The sequence below is a fragment of the Roseateles sp. AC306 genome (genome assembly GCF_979253795.1).
This window is the reverse complement of sequence record NZ_CEEDEB010000002.1, coordinates 559,561-575,444: the sequence shown is the minus strand read 5'-3', so window position 1 is coordinate 575,444 and position 15,884 is coordinate 559,561. Positions and strand designations below refer to the sequence as shown.

General features: G+C 64.4%; 9 protein-coding genes. 1 reads left to right on the top strand and 8 read right to left on the bottom strand.

Annotation, left to right across the window (positions count from 1 at the left end; all coding sequences use genetic code 11):
- Nucleotides 1–16 precede the first annotated feature (16 nt).
- Nucleotides 17–2,038, top strand: a complete 2,022-nt coding sequence (locus AC0IZJ_RS07350) for an acyltransferase family protein (protein WP_471848162.1) — start codon at nt 17–19, stop codon at nt 2,036–2,038.
- 36 nt (nt 2,039–2,074) lie between these two features.
- Here AC0IZJ_RS07350 and AC0IZJ_RS07345 read toward each other — a convergent pair whose 3' ends face one another.
- The 8 genes from AC0IZJ_RS07345 to AC0IZJ_RS07310 form a co-directional block, all read right to left on the bottom strand.
- Complete coding sequence (locus AC0IZJ_RS07345) at nt 2,075–3,835, bottom strand: glycoside hydrolase family 99-like domain-containing protein (protein ID WP_471848160.1); 1,761 nt, start codon at nt 3,833–3,835, stop codon at nt 2,075–2,077.
- Nucleotides 3,836–4,448: 613 nt separating this feature from the next.
- A complete protein-coding gene (locus tag AC0IZJ_RS07340; RefSeq protein ID WP_471848158.1) occupies nt 4,449–5,798 on the bottom strand; it encodes a glycoside hydrolase family 99-like domain-containing protein in 1,350 nt (449 codons plus the stop codon).
- Nucleotides 5,799–5,821: 23 nt separating this feature from the next.
- Nucleotides 5,822–6,418, bottom strand: a complete 597-nt coding sequence (locus tag AC0IZJ_RS07335) for a PEP-CTERM sorting domain-containing protein (protein ID WP_471848156.1) — start codon at nt 6,416–6,418, stop codon at nt 5,822–5,824.
- A gap of 78 nt (nt 6,419–6,496) precedes the next feature.
- On the bottom strand, nt 6,497–6,640 hold the full coding sequence (locus tag AC0IZJ_RS07330; RefSeq protein ID WP_471848154.1) for a hypothetical protein: 144 nt from the start codon (nt 6,638–6,640) through the stop codon (nt 6,497–6,499).
- A gap of 806 nt (nt 6,641–7,446) precedes the next feature.
- Nucleotides 7,447–8,865 carry a DUF1501 domain-containing protein gene (locus AC0IZJ_RS07325; protein ID WP_471848152.1) on the bottom strand — a complete coding sequence of 473 codons (1,419 nt, stop codon included), beginning with the start codon at nt 8,863–8,865 and terminating at the stop codon, nt 7,447–7,449.
- Nucleotides 8,866–8,899: 34 nt separating this feature from the next.
- Nucleotides 8,900–10,936 carry a DUF1800 family protein gene (locus tag AC0IZJ_RS07320; RefSeq protein WP_471848483.1) on the bottom strand — a complete coding sequence of 679 codons (2,037 nt, stop codon included), beginning with the start codon at nt 10,934–10,936 and terminating at the stop codon, nt 8,900–8,902.
- A gap of 689 nt (nt 10,937–11,625) precedes the next feature.
- On the bottom strand, nt 11,626–13,062 hold the full coding sequence (locus AC0IZJ_RS07315) for a DUF1501 domain-containing protein (RefSeq protein ID WP_471848150.1): 1,437 nt from the start codon (nt 13,060–13,062) through the stop codon (nt 11,626–11,628).
- Nucleotides 13,059–15,884 (bottom strand): DUF1800 family protein (locus AC0IZJ_RS07310; RefSeq protein ID WP_471848149.1); only part of this gene is annotated, 2,826 nt, incomplete at its 5' end. The genes AC0IZJ_RS07310 and AC0IZJ_RS07315, both read right to left, overlap by 4 nt.

Here is a 15,884-nt window from a genome sequence, read left to right as displayed (position 1 = left end):
TACACCGGAGTTTGCGATGAGTAGTAAGCCGCACGCCGAATACTTTCCTGGAATCGATGGGTTGCGTGCCGTCGCGGTCCTGTCAGTGCTTTTGTTCCATCTGAATGCGTGGCTCCCGGCCGGGTTCGTTGGCGTCGACATCTTTTTCGTCATTTCAGGTTTTGTTGTCGCATCGGCGGCGGCGGACCTTCCGTCGACACGGTTTCGCAGCTTCGTCGCGGCGTTTTACGTACGGCGAGTCGTGCGCATCGCGCCGGCGCTGATCGCTTGTCTGTTAGCGACCATGCTTGTCATGGCAATGGTTGTTCCGGTTGCACCAGATGGCCGCCTGACGGAGTCGAACACCAAAACAGGTCTGGCCGCTTTTCTAGGGTTCAGCAATATCGTGCTGGCATCGGCCAGCAATGACTATTGGTCTCCCAGTGCCGAACTCAATCCGTTTACGCACACATGGTCGCTCGGAGTGGAGGAGCAGTTCTATCTGTTGTTCCCCTTTCTGTACTTCCTCTGGTTGCGCGGTTTCAGGCGTGCCGCCGCATTGGCTTTGGTAGTATTGCTTGCCTGCTCCGTCGGCGTTGCGATGCTGTGGGCTGGCAAGGGTCCGCTGGCGTTTTACTCCCTGGCATCACGGTTCTGGGAGTTGGGCGCTGGCGTCGCGCTGTTCTTCTCAAGGAACAAGTGGCGTTCACTTCTTGCCAATGCGCCCGCCATGGCGCGTGAGACGTTGGCTGTCTTCGCGGCTTTGGCTTTGGGCGCTAGCTTGCTGTGGACGGACAACCAAAGCTTTCCGTGGCCATGGGCGATGCTGCCTGTTGTGGCTACGGTGCTGCTCATCGCGGCGGCGGTTGCGACACCGCAGTCGTGGGTCAGCCGCGGCCTTGCATCAGGCCCTCTTGTCGCGGTGGGCAAGATTTCCTACTCGCTGTACCTCTGGCATTGGCCATTAATCGTGTTCTGCCGTTGGACTCTGGGCATGGAGTCCATCGCTGAGCGGCTGATCGTTGCTGTGTTGGCATTTGCATTTGCGATGGCGTCGTATCGTTGGATCGAGCAGCCAATGAGAAGGTCGGCAGCCGTGCGGACCTTCGCAAAATGGAAAGTCCTCGCGCTGGCATCAACAGGCGTTGCAGCCGCAATTTCCATGGCAGTCGGGATTGCTCTCTTGCGGAACGATATTTCCTTGAGCGTCAGCCGTGATCCACTGGTCTGGCGATGGGATGGCGTTCTCCCTGGCGCACAGACCGGTTGCAGTTCTACGCGCAAGAATTCCGGTCTGGCGGGCGGCAGCGTGATCGAACTGCGGCCGCAGGGCTGCCCATCCAGCGAAAGACGGATTTACGTCGCTGGCGACTCGCATGCAGGCGCCTACCTCGCCATGCTGGACAGCTACGCCCGCGAGCGGGGCGCGACTGTGCGGCTGTTTACCAAGCCTGGGTGTGGCGTCTTTCGACTGCGTACGCCGCTGTCCACTGCTGCGCCGGACTGCCAGCGTTTCGTGCAGGATGTGTTGACCGACGTCAAACGCACCGCACGTGCGGGAGACGTGTTTTTTCTACCGGGTCTGCGGATACCCCGCTATACCGACCAGTGGGGCCCAAACCGCGTTTCGTCTGCCAATGAAATGAGTGACGATGCTGCGTTCACTGTCGACGAAGCGGTAACGCAACTAAGTCCGCTTGCAGCGGCTGGCGTCCATGTCGTATTCGAAGCGCCTAAGCCGGTTTTCAAGTCGCCACCCTTCCGCTGCTCGGACGCGTTCAATCACGCAAATCCGATTTGCGAACAAGGCTTTGACGTGCCGCGTACTGAACTCGAAGAGCGGCGCGCTGCAGTTTTGGCGCGTATGAGCCAAGTTGTCGAGCGACTGCCGGCTGCGACCATCTGGGATCCACTGCCAGTGCTGTGCCCGTCGAACACTTGTTCGGCTTATGAGGTCGGCAGCCGTCAGCCGCTTTTCTTCGATGGCGACCACATCAGCGGTCTCGCGAATCAGCGTCTTGCAGCCTCATTTAGCCGTGCGGTAGCTGACGTCCGTTAGCACAAGGGGGCGGCCGCCCGCTGAGTTGCTCATGCGCTAGTTGGTTCCAAACACGTCGCGAATCTGTTCGAGGTACTTCACGCCGTCCACCTTGGTCGGCTCAATGAACGAGCCTTCACCGAACTCATTCCAGCAGCAGATGACGCCCATGCGACGCGTGAAGGTCGGCTGCTTGTCCATGAAATTTCGAGCCGCGAGCAGGTGGTTGCGAAACTCTCCGGGCGTCGCGCGGCTGTCGTCGTGGAGCGGGTCCTTGCTCCCGCCCCACGGGCGCTTATCCCAGCCAGAGCTCATCGGCAGCACATAGGTTCCCGAAGCGTTCTTCTGCATCCAGGCCCATTGATTCTGGTACGACGTGTCGAGCTCCAAATAGGTGCGGGAGATGTTTTGGGGACGCGAGGGCGTGAGCGCGATCGAGGCAGGGCTGTGATAGTTGTAGATGCTGAACCCTTGATAGGCGCCGCTGCTGTAGTTGTAAGTCAAGCCGGAACCCGCGCCGATCATCATTACGCCGGGCAGCCCCGCCTTCTTGGCCGCACTTTCCGCCATGGCGATCACCTCTGCCGTGCTCATGCCGATGGCCTTGGCGTTGGCATCCAGCGTCTCTGACGAAAAGATGAAGACGACCGGCTTTCCGTCGATCTTGACGTAGCTTGCTTGCTTGAAGTAGTTAGTGGCCCAGAAGCTGAACAAGGCCTCGAACTGAGATTTCGAGAAGGTGTAGGTGGTGTGGTTTGCCCAAAGCACAGAGAACTCGACACCGTGACGATTGGATGCGGCGATATAGGCATCAATGCCGGCGGTCAGCCTAGGTCTGTTGTCGGCTCCCCAAAGGGAATCGAAGACGACATAGTCGATGCCGTACTCACTCATCCATTTGAGTTGTTGCGTCATGACGCCTGAGCCGTCTTCCGCGTACCAGCCCAGCATGGGCTCCCGGTCCGTGTAGAGTTTGATCACGTCCCACGGCTGAGCGCGTTCGTTGCCGATCTGGTTGCTCTTCCAGCCGGGAAAGTAGTAAGTGCCGATGCGGTAGCTGCCGGTCGCCGCCGTGGTGGCGGCTGCAGCGGTAGTCGTGGCGGCGCTCGTCGCTGCCTTGGGTACCGAGGCGATGTAGGTGCAGCTGCTGGCAGACCAGGTGATTGCGCCGTTATTGCAGGTGGCCGTGATGCTGCCGCGGTAGCCGGCGCGCGTGTTCGGGAACGTGGCGCTGCCGCCGCCGGCAAGGTCGGCGTTGGCTGCGGCGTAGCACGCCTCGCCGAAGGTCTTGCTGAGCCGGACGGCGCAGGGCGCATTGGCCGCTGCGGTCGGTGTCGGCTCGACCGGGGTGGCGCTGGCAGTTAGCGGTGGCGTGATTGCCGCGGGCGGGGGGGGTATCGGCGCCGGCGCAGGGGCTGGCGCCGGCGCAGGAGTAGTGACGGCTGCAGGTGCAGGTGCAGGTGCAGGTGCAGGTGCAGGTGCAGGTGCAGGTGCAGGTGCAGGTGCAGGTGCAGGTGCAGGTGCTGCAGGTGCAGCCGCGGGTGCAGATGCGCCTTCCCCGATCTTGGAGGCGTTGGCCAGGATCTCAGGACCGGATGCTGGGACAGCCGCTGTTCCGGCGGCGCTGCTGGCGGCTGCGGGGGTGCTTGCTGCGTCAGCCGCTGCGGTGCTGGTGCCCGGAGTCGTGGGGGTGACAGATTGCGAACCGGATGTCGCACCGCCGCCGCCGCCGCCGCCGCAGGCGATCAACGAGCAAGAGAGAAGGAGAGCGGCAAGCGGCGTCAATGCCGGCGCGCGGGAGGATTGGGGGGCGTTCATGGGCTAGGCCTCAGCATTACTGCGTGCTGACGGAATTGTGGGTGAAGCCGCATATGCTGGGTGCGCCAGATGTCGCACGAATCGCCCTGTCCCGGCCTCGCGTTGCGGTGCGGCGCCCGAAGACCTGAACAATTTCTCATTCCCGCTTGACCGCTCGACGAAGTGTTTCCCTAGGAGGCTGTCGGGCTTGGGGTGGGGTGCGCGTTGGGCCTGCAAGGATGCTGAGACAAGACGCAAAGCGCAGCGGTACCGGGCGTACCGAGAGCATTTGCAACGCAGGATCGGCGCGCTTGCAGGCCTAACCCGAATGGCCAGGGCGATTTGCGGGGTGATCCGGCGTTGCGGACTCGTTGTGTGGCCCGCCACACGCCTCTCGCGCGCTTTGTCTCACCCCGCAGTTCGCCATGGCGCGCGCTCGACCCCAGGCCCGACAGCCTCCTAGCCCCAAGACCGAGCTGATGATGGGCTGCCTTCATTGCACTGTCACTGGCGACCAATCCACAGCGCTGACGCGCCTCTCGGTGCCCGTGAGCAGCGCGGCTAACGTTGGCTGCCGGGCCGCATGCAACGCCGCGATCGCGGCAGCTCTGCAGGGTGGCGTACAGCCGTTCTTCTACTTCGTGCCGAACACGTCGCGGATCTGCTCCAGGTATTTCGTGCCGTCAACCTTGGTCGGCTCTATGAAGGAGCCTTCGCCGAACTCGTTCCAGCAGCAGATCACGCCCATGCGGCGGGTGAGCGAGGAATTACCGTCCATGTATTTGCGCGCGGCGAGCAGATGGTCGCGAAACTCGGCCGGCGTGGAGCGGCTGTCGTCGTGAAGCGGGTCCTTGCTGCCACCCCATGGACGCTTGTCCCATCCCGAAGACATCGGCAACACGTACAGGCCGACGCTTCGGTTGCGCATAGACGCCCATTGATCCTGGTACGACTCGTCGAGTTCGGCGTAGCTGCGGGACAGGTTCTCAGGCCGTGAAGGTGAGAGGGCCGCGGCAGCGGGGCTGTGGTAGTTGTAGGCGGTGAACCCGTCATAGCCGCTGCTGGCGTAGTTGTAGCGAGGGCCGGTGGCGCCGCCGATGAAGGCAATGCCAGGGATGCCCATCGGCTTGACGATGCTGTCCGCGAAGGCGATGAGTTCAGCCGTGCTCAGGCCAATTGCTTTGGCGTTCGAATCCAGGGTCTCGGAAGAGAAGATAAAGACGGCCGGTTTGCCGTCGATCTTCACGTAGTCGGGATGCTTGAAGTACTGGGTGGCCCAGAAGGTGAACAGGGTTTCGAACTGGGATTTCGAGAAGGTATGGCGCGTGTGGTTGGTCCAGAGCACCGAGAACTGCACGCCGTGCCGATCCGGCAACTTGAGATAGGCGTCGATGCCGGCGGTCAGCAGTGGCCTGTTGTCGCCGCTCCACAGGAAGTCGAAAACGACGTAGTCGATGCCGTAGTCCTGCATCCACTTGAGTTGCTGGTCCATCACGCCGGCTCCGTCTTCGCTGTACCAACCGAGTTTGGGTTCTCGGTCGGTATAGAGCTTGATGACGTCCCACGGCTGCTTGCGGCCATTGCCGAGCTGGTTGCTCTTCCAGCCAGGGAAATAGTAGGTGCCGATGCGATAGTTGCCGCCGGCGGCGCTAGGCTCGACGGTGGTGACCGCTGCAGCGGTGCTGGACTTGCCCGCTGCTCTTGCCAGGCCGCGGGCAATGGGGGCGCACTCTCCCGCGGACCATGTGACGGTGCCGTTGATGCAGGTGGCGCTGATGCTGCCACGATAGCCTGGCCGCGTGTTCGGGAACCGGGTCGTGGCGCCGTCAGCGAGATTGGCGCTGGCAGCGGCATAGCAGGCGTCGCCGAAGTTCTTGCTGACCTGCACCTGGCAGGAGCCGTCACTAGCGGCCGCGGCGGCGGTGGTAGAGACATAAATGGCGACCGTGGCGGCGCCAATCAGGAGTGCTGAGAAGTGGGTCATCCGGAAGGGTGAAAGTGTGCGGCCTATGCGTGGTTGCGTCGAATGCGGCGAAGGCAGGCGAGAGCGGCGAGCCCACCCCCAATGGCCGCCCAACTGGAGGGTTCGGGAACGGGAGTCATGGTGGCCCAGTTGATGAAGCCGGAACCGGTATCGACGGTGTCACCGGTCGCGTCTTTAATGTTGCTCAGCTCGATGGTGACGATGAACGATGAGTTGAGCATGGCACTCGTTTCAAACGTGAAGGTCGCCTTCACGTAGTGCGCATAGTCGGTCGAAATCAGGCTGTCTGCGCCACCTACCGGATCGGCAACCCAGATGCCCTTCATGGACTGCGGAGTTGCGAAGCCGTAGTTCACAGTGCCTTTGGCGGCCAGCGAGGCGGCCCAATCGGCAACCGAGCCGGGGCCGCTGGCGGGCGGGCTGGCCAGTCGGTTGTCCCATGCCAGCATGAACTCGAAGCTGCTGAGCTCGATGCCGGGTTTGGTGCCAAACGTGAAGTCCGTGCTGACCGTTTCGCCGGGGGTGAAGCTGGCGTAGGTGATGTAGAAGGTGACTTCGTCCCAGAAGACGATGGCTCGTGCCTGGGCCCCTGCCAACGCCAAAGCGGTGATGATGGCCATGCGCGCGAGTGCTGCGCTGAGCGGGCGGCGTACGAGTCTCATGATGAATCCTTGGGCCGGTGGAAGTCCAGCGTGGATTCAGTAAACGGTGTTTGCCGGCCCGCCGTCCATCCCTAGACGGTCAAGCCCTGCGAACATGCTTCGTGCGGTAGCAACGTCGCAACGTGGCGATGCCAGCTTGGCGTTGCCGTTCATGCCGAAGAAGCTGGCGACGGTCATCATCTCTGGATACCTGGCGATGAATGAAACGGTCCTCGCATCCCCAACACAAGTTTCCTGTCGCTCGGCCACAGAGTTAGAGTTGAATGAAACTTGTGGGGTTGCCATGGAGCAAGCAGCTTCTTGTCAAAGAGCGAGGTTTGGGATCTTCGGGCACTGGTTCGGCAGATTTGTGCTTCCCTTGGCCGTAGCGTTTTCTGCGTGTGCTGTCCACGGCGCTACTGTCCTGAACACGTTCGCCGGTCCTGGCACTACAGCGACGGGAGCCTCCTGGCGCCTCGGAAGCGATGATGACCCGCACGCAGGAAGTGTTGGGCAGGCTGTCGGCTTCCGCCTAGACTCAGCGGCGACCATTAATTCCATAATTACGACGATCGAGGGGACTGGAGTTGTCCGCCTTTCCATCGTGGGCGATATGCCCAGCTCTGGTCCTGATTTTGGCTTGCCAACCGGGGCGATCTACTTCAGCACATCTTTGACCAATCCCGCGTCCTTGACGCTGCTGGACGGCTTGCACGTTTCGCTTTCGGCAGGGCGTTATTGGTTGGTCGCTGTCGAAGGGCCTGGGTCCTTTAGGGGCGGTTGGCAAGGGGGCGGCGACTCGGTGACTTCACCCTGGCGCTTCTACATGAGCCGGCTCGACTGGGCTGAATGGGGTCCACAAAACCCTCCGGCAGCGCTGATCACTTCCACGGTGCCGGAGCCAAGGCCCGGATTTTTAATGGTGAGTGGACTGGCCGTCATCGGTTTGGCGGCACTGTTCCAGCCACGCCTGCGACGTCGCGTAGGCGGATAGATCGGGGGCGACCTTATCGGAAGAGTGCCGGACCGGCGCCGAAGCTCGAAAGATTGGGCAACACGATCTGCTGTTCGGTCGCGTTGAGACCCATCCAGCCGGAAAGGCTGCTCGCAAGCTGCGTAACGCCCATCGTGGGCAGCATGCGCCCGGAGCCGACATCAGTAGCGGTGCCCAAGGCCGTGACCGGGAAGTTGCCAACGATCCGCTTGCCGTTGACCGCGCCGCCGGCCACCAGGTGGTGGCTGCCCCAGCCGTGGTCGCAGCCGTCACCATTGTTGATCAGGGTACGGCCGAAGTCACTGGCAGTGAACAGTGTGACGTTGTTCAACATGCCGAGGCCCTGGAGCGCGTTCATGAACCAGCCGACGGACTGGGCGACGCGGGCCATCTGCAGGGGCTGGTCGCGCATCTGAAAGGCGTGGCAGTCGAAGCCGCTGAGGCTGACCATGAAGACCTGCCGCTTCATGCCCAGACTGGCACCCGCGGCGATCATCTGGGCCACCACGCGGAGCTGCTTGGCGATAGATTCGTTCGCCAGCGTGAACGAGCCGCCATTGGGAAGCGAGATGGCTCCGGTGGGCAGCGCTTGTAGGCTCGTGGCATTGAGTGCTGTCTGCAACGTGGCCGAGGCGTTCAGCGACCGCTGCGCGACCTTGAGGTACTCGGCCTGGAAGTCGTTGGGGCTGGAGGACGAGGCCAGCATGCTTCGCAGGGCCCCCGGGACGGCGGTGCTGCCCGCATGCCAGCCGCTCTGCGCGGCGCCGACCTGGATGGGGCCGTTGACGCCTACGCAATAGGGCGTGACCTTGGAGCCCGACAGGAAGACGGCGTTGCCGTTGGCCCCAACCGCCGTGAACACGGTCTGTCCGTTCGCGGCCATCAGCGCATCGCCCATTCGTCCGCCCCAGCCGGTGGGCGCACCCTCAACCTGGAGGGATTGCCACATGGAGGCTTGGTCGTTGTGCGAGAAAAGCTTGCTGGGCAGGCCGATGCCGGCCTGGTAGTCGGACTTGCTGATCGGACGCAACAGCGTGCCGACGTTAGCGACAACCGCGCATTGGCCGGCTTCGTACCTGGCACGCAGTGGGGCGAGTTCCTGGGGCATGCCAAATTCGCGGCCGCTGCCCTGGCCCGGAGTGCTGAGAGGCAGCAACTGGCTGCGCGGAATCGCCAGGCCGCCGCGGGCTGCGGCGTAGCTCGCGTAGTTCGTGCTGTCCATCGGCACGACCCAGTTGTGGCTGTCGTTGCCGCCATGCATGAACAGACAGACAAGGGCCTTGTAGCCGTCGGTCGTGGCGGCTTGCGCCTGGCCGGCGGCAAGGGCGCCCAGGCCGGCAAGGTTCAACGCGAGGGGGGCGGCGTGACGACCCAGTCCGGCGGCGGCAAGGCCTGAGGCGGCAGAGAGGAAGGCGCGGCGAGATGCGTTCATGGTGCGATTCGGTGACAGTGCTGCGACGGACGGGTCAGGGCTGATAGACGTATTCGGGCGAAGCGAGCGCCAGAAATATGGCGACGCGGGCGCGCGACAAGGCGCCGTCGGTACTGGCCGTGTCGATCTGGCTCATGATGTCGATGATCTGCTGGCGCAGAGCGGGCGTCATCCGGCCGCCCAGCAGCATGAGGTTGATTTGCTCAGGCAGCCTGGCGAGATTGGTGCTCTTCGCGAGGTCCACCTGCGTTGCGTAGCTGGCCGTGACGTCGTTGCTGCTGACGTTCCAGCCAAGGCCTGAGCCCGCCATCGCCTCGGCCATGTTGATCCATGATGCAACGGTGGTCTCATTGATGATCTGGAACTCAGGGGCCGTGGCGCCGCGGCTGCTGAAGGCCGTGTTCGCGGGGATGTAGCCGGGGCGGAAGTAGCCGAACACCGAGGGCGCAGCCAAGGCGCGCTGGCCTTGGTCTTCAAGAGCCCATTGCAGCGTGTATTCGCCGCTGCCCGACTTCGCACCCATGGCGCGCATCCAATGCGTAAGGCGCAGGACGGGTTCGCGCAGCTTGCCGGCATCGGCCGCCGGGGCGCTGCGGGCTTCGGAATCCAGCAGCACCGCGCGGACGACGGCCGCGAGGTCGCCGCGCACGCCGCTGCCATTGTTGTTGAAGATGGCAGCCACGCGGCCCACGTACGCGGTGCTGGGGTGGCTGGTGACGAGGTGCTGGATGAGCTGGCGGCCGATGAAGGGGCCGACGTTGGGATGCTTGAAAAGCACGTCCAGCGTCGCAGTGAAATCAGCCTGTGCGCTGCTGCCGGCCGGCATCGTCTTGGCCCAGGACTTGCCGGTGAAGATCTTCTTCTCCACGGTGGAGTGGAAGGCGGGGTAGGCCTTCATCGGCAGCACGTCGATTCCCGGGTCGTTGGCGGCGGTGGTGTTTGGCGACTCCCACAGAAAGTACTGCTCGTTCAGCTTGGAATCCGGGAACGCCCAGCTCCAGCCGGTGAAGACCTTGGCGAGGGCCAGCACATCAGCGTTGGTGTAGGTTTCAACCGGGTTGCCGTACCCGTCGCGCTTCAGCGTGCCGTCGACGTTCAGCTCGTGTAGGCCGATGGTGAAGAGCTGCATGACCTCGCGAGCGAAGTTCTCGTCGGGCATGCGCCCCGTGGCGGCGTCTTCCTTGCGGTTGCGCATGTGGGACAGGTAGATGCCCATCGCCGGGCTCAGCGCCATGTCCTGCAGCAGATTGCGGAAGTTCCCGAAGGCGTTCTTGTGCAACAGGTCGACGTAGTTGGCGTACGCCCGGGCGTGATAGAACTGATTGCTGTCCGCCAGCGAGACCATGAAGATCTGGTGCAGGGCGAAGGCCACGCGTTCGCGCAATTGGTCGGGCGCGTTGGCTGCCCGTTCCCAGAACTTCTGCTGAATCCAGTTGGTGGTGTAATTAGCTCCGCGGGGGCGGTAGGCGTCGCCGAGCGAGTACTTGCCCCAGACGTAGTTCAGGAAGTTCGGCGCATAGGGCATCGCCATCTGTGCGGAAATCCAGTTGGTGTAGTTGCCGCCCAGCAGCGTGTCTACGTCAACCGTGGTGGGGCCGAAGGTGGCTTGTTGCAGGAAGCGCACCGCATCGATCTTCTGCGCCCACTGCGCGTCGGGCGTGACGGTGGGCCAGACCATGCGCATGGCGCCGAACCAGCAGACGCAGCCGCCCCATGGCAGCACTTCGAGGCTGTCGAACGCCATTCGGCCCGCGCCGCGGTCGACGACGGCGTTTGTCGGATTCAGTTGCAGCGCGGTCGTGCCGTCGCTGAGGTAAGACAGGTAGAGGTTGCGGTCGACGCCGTCCACCTTGCCGTCATTGGTGTACAGGACCTCCACCTTGGAGCGAGCCTTGAGGCTGGGGGCGCTGAACGAGTAGTTGGTGAAGCTGGTGGCCCGCACTTCGACAGTGCCCACCGGGATGTCGTCTACGATGACGGTCATGCTGGCGCCGACTCCCCCTGCGAGGTCAGCCCGGGCGCGGACGGTCAGCGTCGGGGCGGCCGCGGCAGTAGCGGCGGTTACAGCCATGGCCCTGGCCAGGGGTTGGATTTCGGGCAGCGCCAGCAGTTCGGTGTAGGGCCCAGCAGCGGCAGTCTGAGCCGCGTTTTCCGCCGCCATCGCCGCTTCCGCTGCCCGCTGGGCGGCTTGGGCTTGCACCTCGGCTTCTACCGCCAGCAGCGCCTCGGTGGGGGCCTCGGCGCGGGTCGTTGCGCCTGCATCTGCAGGAGCGTCGGTTGCACCGACATTGGCTTGAGATGACTCGGAATCGCTGCTGCCGCCGCCGCAGGCCGTTAAGGAGCCGAGGATCGCAAGAAGCGTTATCGCTGAAGAGAGAGGGCGCGAGACGTGAGACAGAAGGTGCATGTCGGGATACGGCCAAAACGGGGGACAACGACGCTGGCTGGCCGCCGGCGTGTGCTCGAGATTGTCTCGTTATGCCCCCTTGTTTAGGGGGTGGCGCCATGAAAGCAAAAGTTGCGCGCGTGATCCAACCCACGCAACGCTTGTCTGAGGCGGGCGTCAGGCGCGCGTCGGGAACGACCATCCCGCCGGAGGCGATGACATAGATCTAGCGCGCTACCCGCACGCGAGTTCGGAGCAGTGGCTCGGCCCCGCTGTCAGAGCTCGCGAAGGCTGGAGACGCGAGGAGCCATCACGGCCCTTGGGTCATTTCAACCCCGGATACGGTCCATCCCTGGACGACCGGTTGGCTGTTGTCAGGCAAAGAGTGCCGGCCCGGCGCTGAAACTGGACAAATTGGGAAGCACGATCTGTTGTTCTGTGGGGGTGAGCCCCATCCAGCCAGATAGGCTGCTGGCCAGTTGTGTCACGCCCATGGTCGGCAACAGGCGACCGGCGCTGATGTCGGTCGAGGTACCCAGCGCGGTGGCGGGGAAGTTGCCGAGGATCTGCCTGCCCCTGACGGCGCCGCCGGCGACGAAGTGATGGCTGCCCCAGCCGTGGTCGCTGCCGTCGCCATTGCTCAGCAGCGTGCGGCCGAAGTCGGAGGCGGTGAACAGCGTCACGTTGTTCTGCAGGCCAAGGCTGTTCAGCGCGGCCATGAAGTAACTGATCGACTGCGCCACCTGGGCCATCTGCACCGGTTGATCGCGCATCTGGTTGTTGTGCGTGTCGAAGCCGCCCATTTGCACCATGAACACCTGGCGCCTCATGCCCAGGGCCTGGTTGGCCGCGATCATCTGCAGCACCATGCGCAACTGGCGGGCCAGGCTTAGCTGATCCAGCGTGGTGTTGACGGTATTGACCTGTGCGATGGCGGTGCTGGGGATGGCCGGCACGTTCACGCCCGACAGTGCCGTTTGAAGCGCGCTGTTGGCGCTCAGGCCGCGCTGCATCACGCGGGCGTACTCCATCTGTAGGCGGTCGGTGGCGGTGGCGGCGTAGGCGCGCTGCAAGGCGCTGCCGGCCGTGCTGGACCCGAACACGCTGGCGCCGGTCATGCCGCTGGCCAGGACGGGGCCTTCCTGGCCGACCTGGTACTGGCTGACATTGGCGCCAGACAGGAACACGGCGTTGCCGCTGGCCGACACGGCGGTGAACACGGGCTGGGCGTTGGCCGACATGAGGATGTCGCCCATTCGCCCACCCCAGCCCGAGGGGGCGCCTTCGGGGGCCAGGCTCTGCCAGGTGGCGGCCTGGTCGTTGTGCGAGAACAGCTTGGCAGGCACACCCAGGCCGGCGAGGTATTCGGCCTTGGTGATGGGCCGCGACAGCGGGCCCACGTTGGCCACGATGGCGGCTTGGCCGGCCTCATACAAATCGCGCAGGGGGGCCAGTTCCACCGGCATGCCGAAGCTGCGGCCGCTGGCCTGACCGGTGGCCGTGATGCCTTGCAGGCGGTTGGCCGCCCAGGCCAGTTCGCCGCGAGCGCTGGCGTATTCGGCGTAGCCCGAGGCGTCGATGGGCACCACCCAGTTGTGGGTATCGCTACCGCCGTTCAGATACAGGCACACCAGCGCCTTGTAGCCGCTGGTGGTGGCAGCCTGGCTGCTCTGGCTGGCCAGAGAGGCAAGGCCGGCCAGGCTTGAGACCAGGGGCAGGCCGTGGTGGGGAATGGCCGCGCCGGCAGCCAGGCCGCTCATGGCACGAAGAAAGCTGCGGCGCGAGGCGTCTGTGCGGATAGGTAGGGTCATCGTTGCACCAGGTATTCGGGTGAGGCCAGCGCGAGGAACACGGCGACGCGGGCGCGGTTGAGTTGGCTGGACGCGTCGGCACCGCTCACGCTGACCATGGCGTCCATCAGGTCTTGCTTGAGGGCGCTGCTCATGCGGCCGGCGTACAGCAGCAGGTTCAGACGCTCGATCACGGCCGCCAGTTGGCCTGCAGCCACCAGGTCGGCCAGCGGTTGCATCTGGGCGCTCACATCGCTCTGCGAGCCGGTCCAGCCCAGGCCATTGCCGGCCATGCGCTGTGCCAGGTTCACCCATTGCGCGGTGGTGGCTTCGCTGACGATCTGCATCGCCGGCACAGTGGTGCGGTCGGCTGAGAACACGGTGTTGGGCGGCACGTAGCCCGGCCGGAAATAGCCGAACACCGAACCGGCATACAGCTGGCGCTGGCCCAACGCGCCGACGTCCGTGTCGATGGCGTACTGGCCGGTCACCGACGTGGCCTGCAGGCTGCGCATCCAGTGCGCCACGCGCATCACCGGCTCGCGCAGCATGCCCACGCTGCTGGCCGGCGGGTTGACGGCCTCGCTGTCCACCAGGATGGCGCGGGCCACGGCAGCCAGGTCACCCCGCACGCCGTTGCCGTTGTTGTTGAACACCGCTGCCACACGGCGCACGTAAGCATTGCTGGGGTTGCTGCTCACCAGATGCTGGATCAACTGACGACTGATGAACGGCGCGACGTTCGGGTGGTTGAACAAGGCATCCAAGGCCATCTTCAGGTCGGCTTGCGCGCTGGCGCCTGCCGGCATGACCACGGCCTGCGGCTTGCCGCTGAACAGGCGCTTCTCACTGGTCGAATGCTGGCCTGGGTAGGCCTTCATCGGCAGGGTGTCGATGCGCTGGTCGCCAGCGGCGCTGAGGTCGGGGTTGCCGTAGCGGAACTTCTGCTCGGTGAGTTGCCCGTCCGGGAACGCCCAGCTCCAGCCGGTGAACACCTTTGACATGGCCATCACGTCATCGTTCGTGTAGGTCTCGATGGGTTGCCCGCTGGCGTTGAGCCTGGGGCTGCCGTCGATGTTCAGCTCCTGCAGGCCGATGGTGAAGAGCTGCATCACCTCACGGGCGAAGTTCTCGTCGGGCGCGCGACCCGAGGCGGCGTTTTCGGGCCGGTTTCGCAAGTGCGAGAGATAGATGCCCATCGCCGGGCTGAGCGCCACCTGTTCCAGCAGGTCGCGGTAGTTGCCCAAGGCATGGCGGTTGAGCGTGTCCACGTACTGTGCGTAGGCGCGAGCGTGGTCGTAGAGATTCGAATCGGCCTGCGAAACCATCAGGATCTGGTGCAGCGCGAAGCCCATGCGCCGGCGCAGTTGGTCCGGGTTGTTGGCGGCCGATGCCCAGAAGCGCCGACCCACCCAAATGGGCGTGTAGTTGGCGCCGACTGGGGGGCGGTAGGCGTCGCCCAGGTCATAGCGGGCCTGCACGGCGGCCACCATGTCCGGCACGAAGGGCAGGGCCAGTTGCTGGTCTATCCAGGCCGCCTGGCCGATCTGCACCACCTTGTCCACCTCGGAGAGGGTAGGGCCGAAGCTGGCTTGCTGCAGCAGGCGCGAGGCGGCATGCTGGGCAGCGCTCGGCCCGGAAGTGGCAATCGGAACGGTGAAGCGCAGCGCGCCATTGCCATACATGCCACCACTGCCCGCGCTGGTGACCGACCCATCCACCGCTGCCTCGCCGGAACCGGCATCGAACACCACACTGCTGGCAAAGGGAACCAGGGTAGCGGCGCCAGTGCTCATGTACTGCACGAACAGGTTGCGGTCGACCCCGCCGACGATGGCGTCGTTGGTATAGAGCAGGTCGATGCGGCTGCCTGGCGACAGTCGCGGTACGGCAAAGCGATAGTCGGCGGGGGTACTGCTGCGTACCTCGACGCTACCCACGATCACGCCATCCACACGCAATTGCATGATGGCGCCCACACCGCCCGCGATGGTGGCGTAGGCGCGCACGGTCAGCGTATCGGTGAGGTTGGCTGCGGGCCAGGCGGCCGACAGGGTGCCGCCCGAGTAGCTCGCGCCTGGAGTTGTGGGGGTGAGAAAGGTGGAGCCGGCGATGAGGTACTGGACATCGAACTGGCGCATGACGCCGCCGTAGACGCCGGGGTTTGAGAACGCCACGACGACCTTGCTGCCCGGCTTGAGCGCGGTGGTGGGCATCACGATGTCGGTGGGCGTGGTGCTGGTGACTTCGGTGGCGCTGACGGCCACGCCGTCGACCCACAGGACCATCAAGGCGCCAGCGCCGCCAGCGGGCACGGCACTGGCGCGCACGGTGACGGTGCTGGTGATGTTGGGTTCGGGCCAGGTGCCGCGCAGCGCGCCGCCCCAGAACAGGTTGCCAGTGGGGGCGATGACATCGACGCCGTCGAAGGCGGCCGCGCCATTGCCACGGTCGTAGCGGTTGCCGGCGGCACCGGGCAGCCAGACGGTGTTGCGGGTGGTGGCGTAGGCGATGAACAAGTCGCGGTCGCCATCGCTGGCGGCGGCGTCGTAAGCGATGTCGAGCTTGCGCCCGGCGGTCATGGGCGGTACGGCGAAGCTGTAGTCGGCGTGCTCGGTTGAATTGACCTTGGCACTGCCCACGAGGATGCCGTCGACCAGCACCTGCATGACCGGGCCGGTGCCGCCGGCCAGCGTGCCGCGGGCACGCACGATCAGGGTGTCGGTGAGGTTGGCCTCGGGCCAGGCGGCGTCGAGGGTGTTGTCAGTAGCGCGCAGCACGGTCTTGCCGGACATTGCGTAGGCCAGTTGCAGGTCGCGGCCCTCGGCGGCGTTGGTGTAGAC

What these genes read in the sequence shown, in the direction of transcription:
- AC0IZJ_RS07350 (WP_471848162.1), top strand. Translation starts at nt 17, where the DNA reads ATGAGTAGTAAGCCGCACGCCGAATACTTTCCTGGAATCGATGGGTTG.
- AC0IZJ_RS07345 (WP_471848160.1), bottom strand. Translation starts at nt 3,835, where the DNA reads ATGAACGCCCCCCAATCCTCCCGCGCGCCGGCATTGACGCCGCTTGCC.
- AC0IZJ_RS07340 (WP_471848158.1), bottom strand. Translation starts at nt 5,798, where the DNA reads ATGACCCACTTCTCAGCACTCCTGATTGGCGCCGCCACGGTCGCCATT.
- AC0IZJ_RS07335 (WP_471848156.1), bottom strand. Translation starts at nt 6,418, where the DNA reads ATGGCCATCATCACCGCTTTGGCGTTGGCAGGGGCCCAGGCACGAGCC.
- AC0IZJ_RS07330 (WP_471848154.1), bottom strand. Translation starts at nt 6,640, where the DNA reads ATGATGACCGTCGCCAGCTTCTTCGGCATGAACGGCAACGCCAAGCTG.
- AC0IZJ_RS07325 (WP_471848152.1), bottom strand. Translation starts at nt 8,865, where the DNA reads ATGAACGCATCTCGCCGCGCCTTCCTCTCTGCCGCCTCAGGCCTTGCC.
- AC0IZJ_RS07320 (WP_471848483.1), bottom strand. Translation starts at nt 10,936, where the DNA reads ATGGCTGTAACCGCCGCTACTGCCGCGGCCGCCCCGACGCTGACCGTC.
- AC0IZJ_RS07315 (WP_471848150.1), bottom strand. Translation starts at nt 13,062, where the DNA reads ATGACCCTACCTATCCGCACAGACGCCTCGCGCCGCAGCTTTCTTCGT.